18 protein-coding genes are annotated in these 20,265 nt (G+C 33.1%); 17 read left to right on the top strand and 1 reads right to left on the bottom strand.

Features of this window, described 5'->3' with window-relative positions; genetic code table 11:
• Positions 1–24 precede the first annotated feature (24 nt).
• Positions 25–1,089, bottom strand: a complete 1,065-nt coding sequence (locus tag JVU85_RS12320; protein ID WP_002509153.1) for a nitric oxide synthase oxygenase — start codon at positions 1,087–1,089, stop codon at positions 25–27.
• A 173-nt stretch (positions 1,090–1,262) separates the two neighbouring features.
• Between JVU85_RS12320 and JVU85_RS12315 the strand changes: the two genes are divergently transcribed.
• The 17 genes from JVU85_RS12315 (at position 1,263) to JVU85_RS12235 (ending at position 20,239) form a co-directional block, all read left to right on the top strand.
• On the top strand, positions 1,263–2,732 hold the full coding sequence (locus JVU85_RS12315; protein WP_002509154.1) for a nicotinate phosphoribosyltransferase: 1,470 nt from the start codon (positions 1,263–1,265) through the stop codon (positions 2,730–2,732).
• Positions 2,725–3,570 carry an ammonia-dependent NAD(+) synthetase gene (nadE, locus tag JVU85_RS12310; protein WP_002509155.1) on the top strand — a complete coding sequence of 282 codons (846 nt, stop codon included), beginning with the start codon at positions 2,725–2,727 and terminating at the stop codon, positions 3,568–3,570. Before JVU85_RS12315 ends, nadE begins: the two co-directional genes overlap by 8 nt.
• Before the next feature lie 51 nt (positions 3,571–3,621).
• Positions 3,622–4,200, top strand: a complete 579-nt coding sequence (locus tag JVU85_RS12305; RefSeq protein WP_002509156.1) for a DUF2179 domain-containing protein — start codon at positions 3,622–3,624, stop codon at positions 4,198–4,200.
• Positions 4,197–4,382: an NETI motif-containing protein gene (locus JVU85_RS12300; RefSeq protein ID WP_002509157.1), complete on the top strand. Its 186-nt coding sequence runs from the start codon at positions 4,197–4,199 to the stop codon at positions 4,380–4,382. Before JVU85_RS12305 ends, JVU85_RS12300 begins: the two co-directional genes overlap by 4 nt.
• A 208-nt stretch (positions 4,383–4,590) precedes the next feature.
• The gene (gene purB / locus JVU85_RS12295) at positions 4,591–5,886 is read left to right on the top strand and encodes an adenylosuccinate lyase (protein WP_021459038.1); all 1,296 of its coding nucleotides are present in this window, start codon (positions 4,591–4,593) and stop codon (positions 5,884–5,886) included.
• 117 nt (positions 5,887–6,003) lie between these two features.
• A complete protein-coding gene (locus tag JVU85_RS12290; RefSeq protein WP_002509159.1) occupies positions 6,004–6,306 on the top strand; it encodes a YerC/YecD family TrpR-related protein in 303 nt (100 codons plus the stop codon).
• Between the two features lie 176 nt (positions 6,307–6,482).
• Positions 6,483–7,160 carry a M15 family metallopeptidase gene (locus JVU85_RS12285; protein WP_002509160.1) on the top strand — a complete coding sequence of 226 codons (678 nt, stop codon included), beginning with the start codon at positions 6,483–6,485 and terminating at the stop codon, positions 7,158–7,160.
• A 141-nt stretch (positions 7,161–7,301) separates the two neighbouring features.
• The gene (gene pcrB, locus JVU85_RS12280; RefSeq protein WP_002509161.1) at positions 7,302–7,994 is read left to right on the top strand and encodes a heptaprenylglyceryl phosphate synthase; all 693 of its coding nucleotides are present in this window, start codon (positions 7,302–7,304) and stop codon (positions 7,992–7,994) included.
• Positions 7,991–10,189 (top strand): DNA helicase PcrA, encoded by a 2,199-nt coding sequence (pcrA, locus tag JVU85_RS12275; RefSeq protein WP_002509162.1) that lies wholly within the window; start codon positions 7,991–7,993, stop codon positions 10,187–10,189. Before pcrB ends, pcrA begins: the two co-directional genes overlap by 4 nt.
• Before the next feature lie 4 nt (positions 10,190–10,193).
• A complete protein-coding gene (ligA, locus tag JVU85_RS12270) occupies positions 10,194–12,200 on the top strand; it encodes an NAD-dependent DNA ligase LigA (protein ID WP_021459036.1) in 2,007 nt (668 codons plus the stop codon).
• Positions 12,201–12,212: 12 nt separating this feature from the next.
• Entirely contained in the window at positions 12,213–13,427 is a 1,215-nt protein-coding gene (locus JVU85_RS12265; RefSeq protein ID WP_021459035.1) for a CamS family sex pheromone protein, read from the top strand.
• Positions 13,428–13,787: 360 nt separating this feature from the next.
• Positions 13,788–14,090 (top strand): Asp-tRNA(Asn)/Glu-tRNA(Gln) amidotransferase subunit GatC, encoded by a 303-nt coding sequence (gene gatC / locus JVU85_RS12260; RefSeq protein ID WP_002509165.1) that lies wholly within the window; start codon positions 13,788–13,790, stop codon positions 14,088–14,090.
• Between the two features lies 1 nt (position 14,091).
• Positions 14,092–15,549, top strand: a complete 1,458-nt coding sequence (gene gatA, locus JVU85_RS12255) for an Asp-tRNA(Asn)/Glu-tRNA(Gln) amidotransferase subunit GatA (RefSeq protein WP_021459034.1) — start codon at positions 14,092–14,094, stop codon at positions 15,547–15,549.
• Between the two features lie 12 nt (positions 15,550–15,561).
• Positions 15,562–16,989 carry an Asp-tRNA(Asn)/Glu-tRNA(Gln) amidotransferase subunit GatB gene (gatB, locus tag JVU85_RS12250; protein ID WP_002509167.1) on the top strand — a complete coding sequence of 476 codons (1,428 nt, stop codon included), beginning with the start codon at positions 15,562–15,564 and terminating at the stop codon, positions 16,987–16,989.
• Positions 16,990–17,164: 175 nt separating this feature from the next.
• Complete coding sequence (locus tag JVU85_RS12245; protein WP_002509168.1) at positions 17,165–18,082, top strand: diacylglycerol kinase; 918 nt, start codon at positions 17,165–17,167, stop codon at positions 18,080–18,082.
• Positions 18,083–18,174: 92 nt separating this feature from the next.
• Positions 18,175–19,548 carry a 23S rRNA (uracil(1939)-C(5))-methyltransferase RlmD gene (gene rlmD, locus JVU85_RS12240; protein ID WP_021459033.1) on the top strand — a complete coding sequence of 458 codons (1,374 nt, stop codon included), beginning with the start codon at positions 18,175–18,177 and terminating at the stop codon, positions 19,546–19,548.
• Between the two features lie 139 nt (positions 19,549–19,687).
• Positions 19,688–20,239 carry a DUF3267 domain-containing protein gene (locus JVU85_RS12235; RefSeq protein WP_021459032.1) on the top strand — a complete coding sequence of 184 codons (552 nt, stop codon included), beginning with the start codon at positions 19,688–19,690 and terminating at the stop codon, positions 20,237–20,239.
• The last annotated feature ends 26 nt before the right edge of the window (positions 20,240–20,265 follow it).

Genomic DNA, 20,265 nt, shown 5'->3' with positions numbered 1-20,265 from the left:
GATCTCCTTAACTTTATGCATACTTTAGTGGAACGGACAGCCCCGTTTTTCTTGCTGCTTATAATGAAAATTTGGATCATTCATAATGTTTGGATAGCCATGGTGATAGTTTGATACTAATGTAGGCGATAATGACGGCACTAGCCATGACCATTTTCCAGTTACATCTCGCTTGTTTTGATATTCGTTTTGTTCAAACAAGGAGAATTGTTTAGAAGCAGTATGATGATCCACAATAGATACACCAGCTTGCTTAAATGAATGATATACTGCGTGATTCAATTCGACTAAAGTACGATCTTTATTGAACGAATTATTTTTAAGTGTATCAAATTCAAGCGCTTCTGCAACAGATTCTAATAAATTATAGCGATAACTATCAGTAAAATTACGGACTGCAATTTCATTAACCATATACCAGCCGTTGAATGGTGCAGTTGGATACGTAATTCCACCAATCTTCAAATCCATGTTTGAAATGATAGGTACTGCATACCATTTTAATGCTAATGACTTGAGTTTCGGATACTGATCATGAGTTATTGCAACTTCTTTAATAATTTCAGACGGATATTCATAATAAGTTACTGGTTGATTTGGCATTGCATAAATTAGAGGTAAGACATCAAAATTTGTATTATTGCCTTGCCATCCCAATTGCTGAGCTAAAGCGGTCACTTGCTTTTCTGCTGGATCACCATAATCATCGTAACCAGCATAGCGAATAAGTTGATTGTTGAAAATTTTAGGTGGGTGCTCAGGATGATAGATTGTAATAAAAGGTTTGATTTTACCGTTATTTGTAGCTTCATTAATATGATGATTGATAGAAGCGATAAAAGTGTCTTCATCATCGACATCTCTAGCATCTTGAACTGTCAAAGTATTCCAGAAAAAACGTCCAATACAACGGTTAGAATTACGCCAAGCCATTTTTGCGCCGTAACTTAATTCCTCATACGTATGTGTATAGGAGCCTGTGTCAGTTATTTCTGCGGAGATTGCTGTTAAACGTTCGTTTAAGCTTTGATTATCATAATTTAACTCTGAGTACATCTGAGTAATAAAATTCTTGGCTTCTGTTAACATTTTTTAACACCTCAAAATTAAGTATAATTGATTTTGCTAAAAGGTATTGAGATAAATTAAAAAATGTCACTAATTTGTCGATTGAATGGTCATAAAACACACAAATTTTAAAAATGCTATATATCAATGATTTATGATAAACTAAGAAAAAAGGTTGATTGGAGAGATAATCTGTGCAGCAATTTGAGGATGATACGCTTACATTACATAATGATTTATACCAAATAAATATGGCAGAAACATATTGGCATGATGGTATTCATGAACGTAAAGCAGTGTTTGATTTGTATTTTAGAAGTATGCCTTTTAATAGTGGATATGCAGTATTCAATGGTTTAAAACGAGCTATAGAATATATTAAAAATTTTAAATTTTCCGAGTCTGATATTGAATACTTAAAATCTATAGGCTACCAAGAAGATTTTTTAGCATATTTACAAGAACTTAAATTTACTGGTAACATCCGTTCAATGCAAGAGGGAGAATTATGTTTTGGTAATGAACCATTAATGCGAGTAGAAGCGCCATTGATTCAAGCGCAATTAATAGAAACAATGCTCTTGAATATAGTTAATTTCCATACTTTAATTGCGACTAAAGCAAGTCGTATTCGTCAAGTTGCAAATGATGATGTATTAATGGAATTTGGTACGCGCAGAGCACAGGAAGCAGACGCAGCAGTTTGGGGAGCTCGTGCTGCATATATTGGTGGTTTTAATTCAACAAGTAACGTACGGTCTGGAAAATTATTTGATATTCCAGTGTCAGGAACACATGCACATGCAATGGTGCAAACATACGGTGACGAATATATTGCTTTTAAAAAATATGCTGAACGCCATAAAGACTGCGTATTTTTAGTGGATACATTCCACACTTTAAAATCAGGGGTACCAAATGCGATCAAAGTCGCAAAAGAATTAGGTGATCAAATTAATTTTGTAGGTATCCGATTGGATTCTGGTGATATAGCATATTTATCAAAAGAAGCACGTAGAATGTTAGATGAAGCTGGCTTTACAGATGCTAAAATCATAGTCTCTAACGACCTAGATGAACAAACGATAACAAGTTTAAAATCACAAGGTGCTAAAGTTGATTCGTGGGGAGTAGGGACGAAATTAATTACTGGTTATGATCAACCTGCCTTAGGTGCTGTATATAAATTAGTGGCTATAGAAGATGCAGATGGTAATTACGTAGATCGTATCAAATTATCAAATAATGCTGAAAAAGTAACCACACCGGGTAAAAAGAATGTGTACCGTATTATTAATAAAAAGACGAATAAAGCTGAAGGTGATTATATTACCTTGTCTCATGAAGATCCTAATGCAGAATCACCGTTGAAATTATTCCATCCTGTTCATACGTACAAAATGAAATTTATAAAGTCCTTTGTTGCTAAAGATTTACATCATGATATTTTTGAAAACGGGAAGTTGGTTTATGATGTACCTACAGAAAGAGAAGCACAGCTCTATTTGAAAGATTGTTTATCTCATCTATGGGAAGAAAATAAACGTTATTTAAATCCACAAGAATATCCTGTAGATTTAAGCACTGCATGTTGGGAAAATAAACATAAACGTATATTTGAAGTTGCAGAACATGTGAAGGAGATGGAGGAAGAAAATGAGTAATTTACAAGATATTGTCGTCAACGAAATGAAAGTGAAGCCAGAAATTGATAGTGAACTGGAAACACGAAATATCATTCAATTTATTAAAAATTACGTACAATCACATGGATTCATTAAATCACTTGTATTAGGGATTTCTGGTGGACAAGATTCAACCTTAACTGGAAAATTAGTACAAATAGCTGTAGAAGAGTTAAGAAATGAAAACAGAGAATGTAAATTTATAGCTGTAAAATTACCATATGGGCAACAACAAGATGCTGCTGAAGTTGAAGATGCTTTGAAGTTTATAGCACCTGATGAAATCGTAACAGTAAATATTAAACCGGCTGTTGATCAAAGTATTGCGTCATTAGAAGAGGCCGGCATTCAGTTAACAGATTTTCAAAAAGGAAACGAAAAAGCACGTGAACGAATGAAAGTACAGTTTTCTATAGCTTCAAATCAATCAGGCATTGTTGTAGGAACTGATCATTCTGCAGAGAATGTCACAGGATTTTATACTAAATATGGTGATGGAGCAGCAGATATAGCACCTATATTTGGTTTGAATAAAAGACAAGGAAAGCAATTATTAGTCTATTTAAATACACCTGAACATCTCTACAATAAAATCCCTACCGCTGATTTAGAAGACGACAAACCACAATTACCAGATGAAGCGGCATTAGGTGTTACGTATGAACACATCGATGATTATTTAGAAAACAAAAAAGTGCCAGATGAAGCCCAAAATATAATTGAAAATCACTATATCAACAATGCACATAAAAGGGAATTAGCCTATACACGTTATAGTTGGCCTAAAAACCCACAATTTTATAGTGACAAATTTTAATGCTACTGATACACTAATTTAGATTTAAAGTATTGAAAGAAGGAGTAAGTCATGTCAGTTATTGCATCAAATCCGTGGCTCATGGTATTAGCGATATTTATAATTAACGTAGCGTATGTAACATGTCTAACAATGCGAACGATATTAACGTTAAAAGGCTATCGATATGTCGCGGCAATAGTAAGTTTTGTCGAAGTACTTGTTTACGTTGTTGGTTTAGGACTAGTGATGTCTAGTCTAGATCAAATACAAAATATTGTTGCTTATGCCTTTGGTTTCTCTATCGGTATTATTGTAGGTATGAAAATAGAAGAAAAATTAGCGTTAGGTTATACAGTTATTAACGTTACATCATCTGCATATGAATTAGATTTACCAAAACAATTAAGAGATTTAGGTTATGGTGTTACACACTATACTGCATATGGTCGTGATGGTAATAGACTGATTATGCAAATATTAACACCGCGAAGATTTGAATTTAAGTTAATAGAGACCGTTAAACAAATTGATGACAAAGCCTTTATTGTAGCTTATGAACCAAGAACGATTCACGGTGGTTTTTGGGCTAAAGGTCTTAAAACTAAAAAACTTAAACAATATGATACAGATGAAGTGGAAAGTATATGAAAAAACAACAAAAATTTACAGTTGAAGAACATGAAACAATAGAACAATGTTTGCAACGTATAAGAGAAGCAGGCTATATGCCTGTTAAACGTATAGAAAAACCTGTCTACAAAGAAAATAAAGATGGCAGTGTAGAAGTATTAAAGCAAAACATCGAATTTGTAGGTAAAAAAATAGAATAATTAAGCAATGGTTGAGTTAAAGTTATAGAAAAGCTACTCAACCATTTTGTTTTTAAATGTACACTTAAAAACCTTATACTTTTTAAGTTGATTCTGTTAAACTATAGTTGAAGGTACTAAACACGAACTTTATACGAAAACATTTTGATAATGTACATGTTTTGGAGTTTGTTACATAAAATCTTATAGATGATAGGAGTTTAATGAAATGATAGAACGTTATTCAAGAGAAGAGATGTCAAATATTTGGACAGACCAAAATCGTTATGAGGCTTGGTTAGAGGTTGAAATTTTAGCTTGTGAAGCTTGGAGTAAACTAGGTCATATACCAGAAGAAGATGTTAAAAAAATTCGTGACAATGCACAAGTAAATGTTGAACGTGCACAAGAAATAGAACAAGAGACACGTCACGATGTTGTTGCTTTTACAAGACAAGTTTCTGAAACACTTGGTGAAGAACGTAAATGGGTACACTATGGTTTAACATCTACAGATGTAGTAGATACTGCATTAAGTTATGTCATCAAACAAGCAAATGATATCATCGAACAAGATTTAGAACGTTTTATTGAAGTTTTAGCACGTAAAGCAAAAGACTATAAATATACTTTAATGATGGGTCGTACACACGGCGTACATGCTGAACCGACAACATTCGGCGTGAAAATGGCATTGTGGTATACAGAAATGCAACGTAATCTTGAAAGATTTAAGCGTGTAAGAGAAGAAATTGAAGTCGGTAAAATGAGTGGTGCAGTTGGTACTTTTGCGAATATTCCACCAGAAATTGAAGCACATGTTTGTGAACGTCTTGGCATTGGTGCAGCACCAGTTTCAACACAAACGTTACAACGTGATAGACATGCATATTATATTGCTACACTAGCATTAATAGCAAGTTCAATGGAAAAATTTGCAGTAGAAATTCGTAATTTACAAAAAACTGAAACACGTGAAGTGGAAGAAGCATTTGCAAAAGGTCAGAAAGGTTCATCAGCAATGCCACACAAACGTAACCCAATCGGTTCTGAAAATATTACAGGTTTATCTCGTGTTATTAGAGGCTACATTACTACAGCATATGAAAATATCCCATTATGGCACGAAAGAGATATTTCACATTCTTCTGCAGAACGTATTATGTTACCAGATGTAACGATTGCATTAGATTATGCTTTAAATAGATTTACTAATATCGTAGATCGTCTGACAATTTATGAAGATAATATGAAAGCAAATATAGATAAAACGTACGGTTTAATTTTCTCACAACGTGTGCTATTATCGTTGATAAATAAAGGTATGGTACGTGAAGAAGCCTATGATAAAGTTCAACCTAAAGCTATGGAATCATGGGAAACGAAAACACCATTTAGAACATTAGTTGAACAAGATGATACAATCACGTCACTTTTATCTACTGAAGAACTTGATGAGTGTTTTAATCCGGAACATCATTTAAACCAAGTTGATACAATTTTTGAACGTGCAGGATTAGTTTAAAATAGCGTGATTACAGCGTCTTATAAAGAATTTCAATTTTTTAAGGGAAATTACTACATTTTAATGCGTTAGTACGTTAAAATGAGATTAAATTGAAATGTACAGGGGTTGTTTTATATGCAAATTGAAAAATTAAGAGGACAAGCGTTAGACGAATTATTTGATGCAATATTAACGCTTGAAACACGCGAAGAATGTTATCAATTTTTTGATGATTTATGCACAGTTAACGAGTTGCAATCATTGTCTCAAAGATTACAAGTGGCAAAAATGATTAAACAAGGATTTACTTATGCTACGATTGAACAAGAATCCGGCGCATCGACAGCGACAATTTCAAGAGTAAAACGATCATTACAATGGGGCAATGACGCCTACACTATGATTTTAGATAGAATGAATATTGAAACTGCAGATTAGTATAACTGAATTATGTGAAGATGTTTCTGTTTGGTCACTTTAATAGTATACAGACAGTTACTAATGCAACCTCAAAGAGTCAACAACGAAATGTTGACTCTTTTTGTAGTGGCATAATATAATCTGTAGCTGAATAAAAAGCATAAATGAACTAGATCGTGCAAGGGGGATAATAAGTGAAGAAAAAAACTTTTAGTCTCGTGTTAGTTATTTTGATAGTTAGTTTCACAGTGTTTATTGTGCAATTATTTATTACTGTTAGTAGTAATAAGAGTAATCAATATACTGCTTATGTTAAGCCAGAAAATGCATTGCCAATCTTAACAACTGAAGACGGAGTAACTAAAGTAAATGGACACGTTTTAGTTAATGAACAATATAGTTTGCCGGAAACTTATAACCCAGGTGAAAGTAAACATGCACGTCGTCAGTTAAATAAATTGTTAGCACAAGCTGAAAAAGAAGAAATTGATTTAAAATATAGAAGCGGTTTTAGAAGCTACGAAGAACAACAAAAACTCATCAAGCAAGCGATTAAACAAGATGGCCGACAGAAAGCATATGATTATACTGCGAAACCTGGTCATTCTGAACATCAAACAGGACTTGCTTTTGATGTTGGAACAGATGCCCCTTTATCCAATTTTAAGAAAGAATTTGGTCACTCTAAAGAAGGGCGCTGGCTAGCAAAGCATGCTAAACAATATGGATTTATTATACGTTATCCTAAAGGGGAAGAAGATTGGACAGGGTATGAATATGAACCGTGGCATTTAAGATATGTGGGTGACAGTTTAGCTCATACAATACATGAAGAACAGACTAGCTTAGAAAAATATTATAATTTAAAATAATATGGCATTTAACGACGGTTTTTTATTAAATGCAGCTACAAAATCATCTTAAAATTTAAGGTGATTTTTTGTTGCAATTTTAGAACTCAAATCATAAAAATGCTATAATCAGATGTATGCTATAAGAAGGAGTAACATGCAATGTATAACATTAAAGAATGGCAACATATTTTTAAATTAGACCCAGCAAAAGATATAAGTGATGCGGACTTAGAGTCCATTTGTGAGTCCAATACAGATGCTATAATAATTGGTGGTACTGATAATGTTACTGAAGATAATGTTATTCATTTAATGAGTCGCGTTAGGCGTTACCCATTACCTTTAGTATTAGAAATTTCTAATATAGAAAGTGTAATGCCTGGTTTTGACTTTTATTTTGTGCCGACAGTGCTAAATAGTAACGATGTCACATATCATAATGGGATATTACATGAAGCGTTAAAAACCTATGGACATATGATTGATTTTAATGAAATGGTTTTTGAAGGATATGTGGTGTTAAATTCAGACAGTAAAGTGGCTCGAAAAACACAAGCAACTACGGATTTAACAATTGAAGATGTTGAAGCGTATGCACAAATGATTAACAACATGTATAAATTACCAATCATGTATTTAGAATATAGTGGACAATATGGAGATGTCGAGATTGTACGCAGTGCCGCAGAAATGCTTACTGAAACTCAGTTGTTTTATGGTGGTGGGATAGTTGATTTAGATACTGCAACTGAAATGGCAACGTATGCAGATACAATTATAGTTGGAGACATCATCTATCAAGACATAAAAAAAGCGTTAAAAACAGTGAAAATAAAGGAGTTACATAAATGAATTCGTTAGTAGAGAAAATGAATGATGAACAAAGTTTAGCGGTGAGAACCACAGAAGGTCCATTATTAATCATGGCAGGTGCAGGTTCAGGAAAAACACGTGTGTTAACACACCGAATTGCTTATTTATTAGATGAGAAGGATGTATCACCGTATAACATTTTAGCAATTACATTTACTAATAAGGCTGCCAGAGAGATGAAAGAGCGTGTGGAATCACTTGTCGGGGAACAAGCTGAAGTGATATGGATGTCAACGTTTCACTCGATGTGTGTACGTATATTACGTAGAGATATTGATAGACTTGGTATAGAACGCAATTTTACAATTATTGATCCTACTGATCAAAAGTCAGTAATTAAAGATGTGTTAAAACAAGAAAATATTGATAGTAAAAAATTCGAACCACGCATGTTTATTGGAGCTATTAGCAATTTAAAAAACGAATTAAAAACACCTGAAGATGCACAAAATGAAGCAACAGACTATCATTCACAAATGGTCGCAACTGTTTACAGTGGTTATCAACGTCAATTGTCACGTAATGAAGCGTTGGATTTTGATGACTTAATCATGACAACAATTAAATTGTTTGAACGTGTTCCAGAAGTATTAGAATATTATCAAAATAAATTTCAATATATACATGTGGATGAGTATCAAGATACTAATAAAGCACAGTATACTTTAGTACAACAATTAGCGAGTAAATTTGAAAACTTATGTGTTGTAGGGGACTCAGATCAATCTATTTATGGATGGCGTGGTGCTGATATCCAAAACATTCTATCTTTCGAAGAAGATTACCCACAAGCAACAACAATATTTTTAGAACAAAATTATCGTTCAACTAAAACCATCTTAACAGCTGCGAATGAAGTAATAAAAAACAACTCTGAGCGTAAACCTAAGGGTCTATGGACTGGCAACACTGAAGGTGAAAAAATTCAATACTATGAAGCGACAACTGAACGTGATGAAGCGGAATATGTTGTACGTGAAATAATGAAACAGCAAAAAAAGAATAAAAAGTACAAAGACATGGCGATATTGTATCGTACAAATGCGCAATCACGTGTGCTTGAAGAAACATTTATGAAATCGAACATTCCATATACGATGGTAGGCGGTCAAAAGTTCTATGACCGTAAAGAAATTAAAGACTTATTAAGTTATTTACGAATTGTAGCAAATAGTAATGATGATATTAGTTTACAACGCATTATTAATGTACCTAAAAGAGGTATCGGTCCATCCTCAGTAGATAAAATTGCTAATTATGCACGTCAAAATGACATTAGTATGTTTGATGCATTAGGTGAAGTCGATTTTATCGGCTTATCCAAAAAAGTAACTCAAGAATGTATTACTTTTTATGAATTAATGCAGAACCTCATTAAAGAACAAGAATTTTTAGAAATAAGTGAAATTGTAGAAGAAATTTTACAAAAATCAGGGTATAGAATGATGTTAGAAAAAGAACAAACACTTGAATCTCGTAGTCGCTTAGAAAACATCGATGAATTTATGTCAGTTCCTAAAGATTATGAAAAAAACACCCCTTTAGAAGAACAATCGTTAATTAATTTTTTAACTGATTTATCATTAGTAGCTGATATTGATGAAGCGCAAATTGAAGATGGTGTTACTTTAATGACAATGCACTCTGCGAAAGGTTTAGAATTCCCAATAGTCTTTATAATGGGAATGGAAGAATCTATCTTTCCACACATTAGAGCAATTAAAAGTGATGATGAGCACGAAATGGAAGAAGAGCGCAGAATTTGTTATGTAGCGATTACTCGTGCAGAAGAACAATTATTTATTACCCATGCAACGTCTAGAATGTTGTTTGGACGATCACAGTCAAACTTACCTTCTCGTTTCTTAAGAGAAATCCCAGAAGAATTATTAAATAACACTTCAAGAACGTCTGCACAAAGTCATAAAATTAATACTGCAACTAAAAAACCTGAAAAACGAGGATTTAGTAAAAGTGTTCGTCCTTCTAAAAAACAGGTAAGCACAAATGAATGGCATGTAGGTGACAAAGTGACGCATAAGTCTTGGGGAGAAGGCATGGTTAGTAATGTAACTGAGAAAAATGGTTCAGTTGAATTAGACATTATATTTAAATCCGAAGGTCCTAAAAGATTATTAGCGCAATTCGCACCTATTGAGAAGAAGGGGGAATAACTTCATGAGTCAACAAATTGAACAACGTGTTGAAACGTTACGACAATTATTGAATCAATATAGTTATGAATACTATGTAAAAGATCAACCTTCAGTACCAGATAGTGAATATGATAAGTTGTTACACGAGTTGATTGATATAGAAGCAGCACATCCTGAAATGAAAACTGCAGATTCTCCGACCGTTAGGGTGGGAGGAACTGCACAATCAACGTTTGAAAAAGTAAAACACGATACCCCTATGTTAAGTTTGGGAAATGCTTTTAATGAAGAAGATTTAAGGAAATTTGACCAGCGAATACATGACCAAATAGGCACAGTAGAGTATATGTGTGAATTGAAAATTGATGGGTTAGCAGTGTCATTAAAATATGAAAATGGTGTATTTGTAAAAGGTCTAACTCGTGGCGATGGCACAACGGGTGAAGATATTACAGAGAATTTAAAAACCATTCATGCCATTCCATTAAAAATCAAGAAGCCACTTACATTTGAAGTTCGCGGTGAAGCATATATGCCTAGATCCTCATTTTTAAAATTAAATGAAGAGAAGGCTCAAAACGATGAACAGCCATTTGCTAACCCTCGAAATGCTGCAGCAGGCTCACTAAGACAATTGGATGCACGTTTAGCTGCCAAAAGAAAGCTCAGTGTGTTTTTATATAGTGTAAATAATTTTACGGAATTTGATGCAACTACACAAAGTGGCGCTTTAGATGAATTAGATGAACTTGGTTTTAAAACGAATCAAAAGCGTAAAAAAGTTGGAACTATTGACGAAGTATTGGAATTTATATCTTATTGGACTGAGCAACGTGAATCACTGTCTTACGATATTGATGGCATAGTCATTAAAGTGAACGATATTGAACAACAAGAAGAAATGGGATATACACAAAAATCACCACGGTGGGCAATTGCATATAAGTTTCCTGCTGAAGAAGTAGTTACTCAATTACATGATATTGAATTGAGTATTGGACGTACAGGAGTAGTAACACCAACGGCGATTTTAGAGCCAGTTAGAGTCGCTGGCACAACAGTATCAAGAGCTTCATTACATAACGAAGATTTAATTCATGAAAAAGATATTCGAATTGGTGATAGCGTAGTAATCAAAAAAGCAGGCGATATTATACCAGAGGTCGTATACAGTATTGTCGAAAGGCGTCCTGAAGGTGTTGAAACATATCATATGCCGACACATTGTCCTAGCTGTAATCACGAATTAGTCCGTATTGAAGGAGAAGTTGCGTTAAGGTGCATAAATCCTAAGTGTCAGGCACAATTAGTTGAAGGACTAATACATTTTGTATCTCGCCAAGCTATGAATATTGATGGTCTAGGTACAAAAATTATTCAACAGCTTTATGAAAATAATAAAATTAAAGATGTAGCGGATATTTATTATTTAACTGAGGAAGATTTGTTGCCATTAGAGAGAATGGGGACTAAAAAAGTAAGTAACTTATTATCAGCTATTGAAGCCTCAAAAGAAAATTCACTCGAACAGTTATTGTTTGGTCTAGGTATTAGACATTTAGGTGTAAAAGCCAGTCAAGTGATTGCAGAGAAATACGGTACGATTGATAAATTATTTGATGTTACGGAAGAAGAACTTATTGAAATTCATGATGTAGGTCACAAGCTAGCGCAATCTGTTGTAACGTATTTAGATAACGAAGATATTCGTGCACTCATTAATAAATTAAAAGAAAAACATGTTAATATGGATTTTAAAGGGGTCCGTACAACTAATATAGAAGGACATCCTGACTTTAAAGATAAGACAATTGTGTTAACTGGCAAATTACATCAAATGACTAGAAATGAAGCTGCACAATGGCTAGAGTTACAAGGTGCCAAAGTAACTAACAGTGTAACTAAAAAAACAGATGTCGTTATTGCCGGTGATGATGCAGGATCTAAATTAGCGAAAGCGGAAAAATTCGGTACTACGGTATGGAGTGAAAATGACTTTATCGCAAAACAAAAAGAAATTATGAATTAGAGGAGATAGTGCATGAAACGGACATTATTACTAATCATCTCAGCAATTATCGTATTATCAGCATGTGGCAATTCGGAAGAAAATAAAAAAGACTCAGATAATTCCAATGAGCAAGCAACAGAAAATAAAAAAGGCTCTGTGAAGGAAATAGCGACAGATAAAAATGTACAAGGTAATAATTATAGAACAATTTTGCCATTTAAAGAGAGTCAAGGTCGTGGTTTGCTTCAAGACAATATGGCAAACAGTTACAACGGTGAGGATTTCGAAACAGGCTTATTAGAGTTAAGTAAACAAGTTTTTCCTACAGATGACTACTTATATCAAGATGGCCAATATCTAGATAAAGATACTACTAATGCCTACTTACAGCCGAAATATACTAAAGATGAAATAGACAAAATGGATAAAGATGAACGTGAAGAAAAAAATGCTAATGAAAATTTAGGGTTAAACCCATCACACAAAGGTGAGACGGACCCTGAGAAAATTGCAGAACAATCTCCAGCATATTTATCTAATATTTTAGAACAAGATTATTATGGTAGCGGTGATACAAAAGGTAAAAACATCAAAGGTGTGACAATTGGTTTAGCAATGAATGGTACATACTATTATCAAAAAGAAAAAGATGGGGAAACATTCAGTAAAAATCTAGATGATAAAGAAATCAAGAAACAAGGAAAACAAATGGCTAGTGAAATATTAACAAGATTACGTGAAAACAAAGATTTAAAAGATATTCCAATTCATTTTGCCATTTATAAACAATCTGGAAAAGATGCAATCATACCAGGTGAATTCATTGCAGGGACAACTGTAGAAAAAAGTAAAACGAAAATTAACGAGTGGAATGATATTAACCAAGAAACGGTATTATTACCTTCTGATGAAGCAGGAGAATTAGACGACAATTTGAATGAGAACTTTAAACAATTTAATGATAATTTACAGTCATACTTTAGTAATTTCACACAAGCTGTAGGTACAGCTAAGTTTGAAAATAAAAAAATTAAAGAACTTGTTGTCGATTTACCAATAGATTACTATGGTAGAGCTGAGACAATAGGTATTACGCAATATGTAACAGAACAAGCAGATAAATATTTCAAAGATATAGATGAATATGAAATTCATATAAAAGATGGCAACAGTTCGAAAGCTTTAATTAGTAAATCTAAAGATGATGATGAACCACAAGTTCATATTTACAAAAATAGTAATTAGCATATATTCACAATATGCATACAAAAACGAAAGCGCATGTAGTATGTATCATTTCTAGAAGATAGTAATGTCTATGATTGTAAACAAAAGAAAATTGTAAGTTAAATATGTGAGTTTATATTTAAGGGAGTAAGATTGAAGTCAACAATGAACGCGTAGACTTCAATCTTACTCCTATTTTGAATTGAATATGAAAGGCACATCGGACAGAGTAATATTTATTTGTAAAAATAAGTAACAATTACTAAATAATGCAGATGAAGTTAGTAATAAATTGAATATTTATTAAAATACTTAGATTTTTAAGGCGAATTTTGGTACAATTTTGTAATGAATGAGTAAAAGGAGGCTTTTTATTTAATGGCTAAAGTTACACGTGAAGAAGTTGAACATATAGCAAATTTAGCTAGACTTCAAATTTCAGAAGAAGAAACTACAGAAATGCAAGAAACGTTAGAAACAATTTTAAATTTTGCCAATCAAATAGATTCTGCAAAGACAAGCGATATTGAACCAACATATCATGTCCTTGATTTACAAAATGTATTAAGAGAAGACAAAGCGATAGAGGGTATTCCTCAAGAGCAAGCATTAAAAAATGCAAAAGAAACGGAAGATGGACAATTTAAAGTACCATCTATCATGAATGAGGAGGACGCTTAAAATGACCATCCGTTACGAATCTGTGGAAAACCTAATAACTTTAATTAAAAATAAAGAAGTAACACCATCACAAATTGTAAGTGATATATATGATGCAATTGAAGAAACAGATCCTACAATAAAATCATTTTTAGCTTTAGATAAAGAAAATGCATTACAAAAAGCTAAAGAATTAGATGACTTACAAGCTAAAGATCAAATGGAAGGTAAACTTTTTGGTATTCCAATGGGAATCAAAGATAACATTATTACTGAAGGTGTCGAAACGACATGTGCTAGTAAAATGTTAGAAGGCTTTGTACCGATATATGAATCAACAGTGATGAATAAATTGAAAGCTGAAAATGCTGTATTAGTCGGGAAAGTAAATTTAGATGAATTTGCAATGGGTGGTTCTACAGAAACTTCTTATTTCAAGAAAACAGTAAACCCATTCGATCATACAGCTGTACCTGGTGGTTCTTCTGGTGGCTCTGCAGCAGCAGTAGCAGCTGGTTTAGTTCCATTTACATTAGGTACTGATACAGGAGGTTCCATTCGTCAACCTGCAGCATATTGCGGCATAGTTGGGATGAAACCTACATACGGAAGAGTATCACGTTTTGGACTTGTAGCATTTGCCTCTTCATTAGACCAAATTGGACCATTAACGCGCAACGTTAAAGATAATGCATTAGTGCTTGAAGCTATTGCTGGTGTTGATGAAAATGATTCAACAAGTGCACCAGTTGAAAATGTGGATTTCACTTCTACTATTGGTCAAGATATTAAAGGATTAAAAATTGCGTTACCTAAAGAGTATTTAGGTGAAGGAATTGATGAAGAAGTTAAGGCATCAGTTAAAACTGCAGTAGACATTTTAAAATCATTAGGTGCCACTGTTGAAGAAGTATCATTACCAAATACGAAATACGGTATTCCATCATATTATGTAATTGCATCATCAGAAGCATCATCAAACTTATCTCGTTTTGATGGTATTCGTTATGGTTATCATTCACCAGAAGCAAACTCACTTGAAGAATTATATAAAATGTCAAGAAGTGAAGGCTTCGGCGAAGAAGTAAAACGTCGTATTTTCTTAGGAACATTCGCTCTAAGTTCTGGATACTATGATGCATTTTATAAAAAATCACAAAAAGTTAGAACATTAATTAAAAACGACTTCGATAATATCTTTGAAGATTATGATGTAGTAGTAGGACCAACAACACCTACAACTGCTTTCAACATTGGAGATGAAATTGACGATCCTTTAACAATGTATGCAAATGACCTATTAACTACACCAGTTAACTTAGCTGGGTTACCAGGTATTTCTGTTCCTTGTGGTCAATCAAATGGTCGCCCAATTGGCTTACAATTCATTGGTAAACCGTTCGATGAAAAAACGTTATATCGTGTCGCTTATCAATATGAAACTAAATTTAATCTTCATGATGAATACGAAAACTTATAAGGAGTGGAAATAATGCATTTTGAAACTGTTATCGGACTTGAAGTCCACGTTGAGTTAAAAACCGAATCAAAAATGTTTTCACCAGCCCCTGCACATTTTGGAGCTGAACCAAACTCAAATACTAACGTAATTGACCTTGCATATCCAGGTGTATTACCAGTTGTTAACAAACGTGCAGTCGATTGGGCTATGAGAGCTGCAATGGCTTTAAATATGGATATTGCAACTGAATCTAAATTTGATCGTAAAAACTATTTTTATCCTGATAATCCAAAAGCATATCAAATTTCTCAATTTGACCAACCAATAGGTGAAAATGGTTATATTGATATTGAAGTAGATGGTGAAACAAAACGTATTGGTATTACACGTTTGCATATGGAAGAAGATGCTGGGAAATCCTCACATAAAGATGGTTACTCACTTGTTGATTTAAATAGACAAGGTACACCATTAGTTGAAATTGTATCAGAGCCAGATATTCGTTCTCCTAAAGAAGCATATGCATACTTAGAAAAACTACGTTCTATTATTCAATATACAGGTGTTTCTGATTGTAAAATGGAAGAAGGTTCATTACGTTGCGACGCTAATATATCATTACGTCCATACGGGCAAATGGAATTCGGTACAAAAGCTGAATTGAAAAACTTAAACTCCTTTAACTATGTGCGTAAAGGTTTAGAATATGAAGAAAAACGCCAAGAAGAAGAATTATTAAACGGTGGAGAAATCTTACAAGAAACACGCAGATTTGATGAATCAAATGGCAAAACAATTTTAATGCGTGTTAAAGAAGGTTCAGATGACTATCGTTACTTCCCAGAACCAGATATCGTACCGCTATACGTTGATGAAGCGTGGAAAGAACGTGTACGTCAAACTATTCCAGAATTACCAGATGCACGTAAAGCAAAATATGTTTCCGATTATGGTTTACCAGCATATGATGCCCACGTCTTAACACTGACAAAAGAAATGTCAGATTTCTTTGAAGGTGCAGTAAAAGCTGGAGCAGATATTAAATTAACATCAAACTGGTTAATGGGTGGGGTAAATGAATATTTGAATAAAAATCAAGTAGAATTACAAGACACTCAATTAACACCAGAGAACTTAGCTGGCATGATTAATTTAATAGAAGATGGCACAATGAGTAGTAAGATTGCTAAAAAAGTCTTCCCAGAGCTAGCAGAAAATGGTGGCGATGCAAAACAAATTATGGAAGACAAAGGATTAGTACAAATCTCTGATGAAGCAACATTATTAAAATTCGTCAATGAAGCGTTGGATAATAATGAACAATCTGTTGAAGATTATAAAAATGGTAAAGGCAAAGCTATGGGATATTTAGTTGGCCAAATCATGAAAGCTTCTAAAGGACAAGCAAACCCACAATTAGTTAATCAATTATTAAAACAAGAATTGGATAAACGTTAATTGTAAGTTAAATCTATAGTTATTTTCAGTTACCTGCGAGCACAATAAATTACTCGCAGGTAACTTATTGTGTAAAAAATTTGAGTTGAGACAAAAATATATAATTGAAATGCTTTCAACTCGTTTCTAAATCCTTTAATATAGAAGATGAGTATACTAAGTTGAGGGATAAATTATGAGAAAAAAAGCTAGAATTATTTATAATCCAACGTCAGGCAAAGAGCTTTTTAAAAGAACATTGCCAGACGTTTTAATTAAACTAGAAAAAGCAGGATTTGAAACAAGCGCTTATGCTACCGAGAAAAGTGGAGACGCAACTGAAGAAGCCCAAAGAGCTTTGCAAGGAAATTATGATGTATTAATAGCTGCAGGTGGAGATGGTACTTTAAATGAGGTCGTTAATGGGATTGCTGAACAACCCAACAGACCTAAATTAGGTATTATACCTATGGGGACAGTCAATGACTTTGGACGCGCTTTACATTTGCCTAATGATATCATGAGTGCTATTGATGTTATTATCGATAATCACATAACTAAGGTCGATATAGGAAAAATGAATAACAGATATTTTATAAACTTAGCTGCAGGTGGCCAATTAACACAAGTATCTTATGAGACACCTAGTAAGTTGAAAACAATTGTTGGACCATTTGCTTACTATATCAAAGGCTTTGAAATGTTACCTCAGATGAAGGCAGTTGATTTAAGAATCCAATATGACGATGAAGTTTTCCAAGGTGAAGCTTTACTATTCTTGCTTGGGTTAACTAATTCTATGGCTGGCTTTGAAAAGTTAGTACCTGACGCTAAGTTAGATGATGGCTATTTTTCACTTATTATAGTTGAGAAAGCAAACCTAGCAGAATTAGGACATATTATGACTTTGGCTTCTAGAGGAGAACATACTAAACATCCGAAAGTTCATTATAAAAAAGCAAAAGCAATTAATATTTCTTCATATACAGATATGCAGCTAAATGTTGATGGAGAATATGGAGGCAAATTACCTGGTAACTTTTTAAACTTAAAGCAACACATCGAAGTATTCACACCTAGTGATGTAACAATCAGTGAGTTAACAGAGCAATAATAAATGTAATATACGAGCACGTAGTTTAATAATAAGAGGTTAGGTAAATATCTAAAAACATCCTAGCCTCTTTTAGTATGGAGTGAATGACTGTGAATACTATTCAAAAAAACGAAGTAAGAACTGGAAAAGTAGTGGACCTAACACATGAAGGACATGGTGTAGTAAAAATTGATCGTTATCCTATTTTTGTGCCTAATTCTTTAATTGATGAAACGATTGAATTTAAAATTATCAAGGTAAAAAAGAATTTTGCCATAGGTAAATTACTAACAATAGCGACAACAAGCCCTGAGCGAGTGGAACCACCTTGTGTGTATTACTATAAATGCGGTGGCTGTCAGTTACAACATATGAGTTATGAAGCACAATTAGCGATGAAAAAAGAACAAGTTATCACATTATTTCATAGAAAAGCTAATTTTAACTCAACAATTATAGGCGATACTATTGGGATGACTAATCCATGGCGATATAGAAATAAATCACAAATTCCTATTGGGAAAAATAGTGATGACCAAGCAATAATGGGCTTTTACCGTCAGAGAAGTCACGATATTATTAATATGGACGAGTGTCTAATACAAGATGAACAACATCAACACATGATGAATTTTATTAAACAATGTTGTAATGAATTAAATATTAGTATTTATAATGAAAAAACAAAAAAAGGTTTGTTGCGTCATTTAGTAGTTCGTACTGGTCATCATACAAACGATTTAATGGTGATTTTAGTCACTAATGGAAAACAATTCCCGCAAGCTCAACAACTTATTTCACGTTTAATACAGAACTTTCCCCAAGTGACGAGTATTAAGCAAAATATTAATACGACACATTCTAATGTCATTATGGGTGATCAGTCATATACATTATATGGTGAAGATAAAATCATTGATACTTTAAGTGAAATTACATTTAAAATCAGTGATCAATCCTTTTATCAAATCAATTCTGCTCAGACTGAAAAACTTTATCAAAAAGCTATTGATTATGCTAATTTAGCAGGAAATGAAATAGTACTAGATACGTATTGTGGTATTGGTACAATCGGATTATATATGGCTCCTAAAGCAAAACATGTTTATGGTGTCGAAGTAGTCAAAGAAGCAATCGAGGATGCTAAGCAAAATGCTCAACTTAATGAATTTGAAAATACAACTTTCGTCTGTGGTAAAGCTGAAGATGTTATCTTACAATGGAAACAAGAAGGAGTACACCCAGATGTTGTGATGGTAGACCCTCCAAGAAAAGGCTGTGATGAAACATTTTTAAATACATTATTAGCCTTAGAACCCAAAAAAATAGTCTATATATCTTGTAATCCTTCTACACAACAACGTGATGCACAAATACTTGCAACAAAATATAATCTTACCCAAATTACACCAGTCGATATGTTTCCACAAACAACTCATGTAGAAACAGTGGCGCTTTTTGAACGCTTGACATCTAACGAATGATGCAGTGTAAAATGTTTCAATATGGAAAAGTTTATTAAAACTATATTACAGACAATTTATTTTATTGAATTTTATAATATAGGCATTTATAATCAAAATTGAAATTAATATTAATGTGATTGAGTGAGGAGGGTGAATAGTGTTTAAAGTTAGTTTGTTTTCAAATAAAAAGGCGCTAGAGCGCTTTGCATTGTTTCAACTTGCGGTTATTATGATTACCATTTTGTGTTCATATAAAATTGCTTATGCGTATACGCATATCATAGAACAAAATTTAATATTGAATATACTTTTCGGTGTGATTGGATTTGTAGTTGTAGCAGTTATACATGAATTTATTCATAACTTGTTATTCCGAGGTTTTTCCAAAGGAAATAAGCCTATTCATCGCTTCCACTTTGGCATAATATCAACACATATGCCTAACGTTTACTTTAAAAAATGGCAATATGCCATAATCATGCTTACACCGTTAGTTGTTATAACAACAGTACTTTCAATATTATTCTTATTCTTTTCTTATTCATCATTAATATTTATTGGAAGTTTTCATATAGGTTATTGTCTTCTTGATTTATATTTTGTAATGGGAGTATTAAATAATAAAGTGAAATACATTGAAGACACTGAAGAAGGTCTAATTTATTACACAGAATCACCATTACAAGAAGTACAATCAGAAACAAAATAATAGTACAAATGATTCACTCCAACATG

The sequence above is a fragment of the Staphylococcus sp. GDY8P72P genome (genome assembly GCF_016890655.1).
Classification (GTDB): Bacteria; Bacillota; Bacilli; order Staphylococcales; family Staphylococcaceae; genus Staphylococcus; species Staphylococcus arlettae.
Note: the sequence above shows the minus strand (reverse complement) of the source record. Positions and strands in the feature narration are given on the sequence as shown.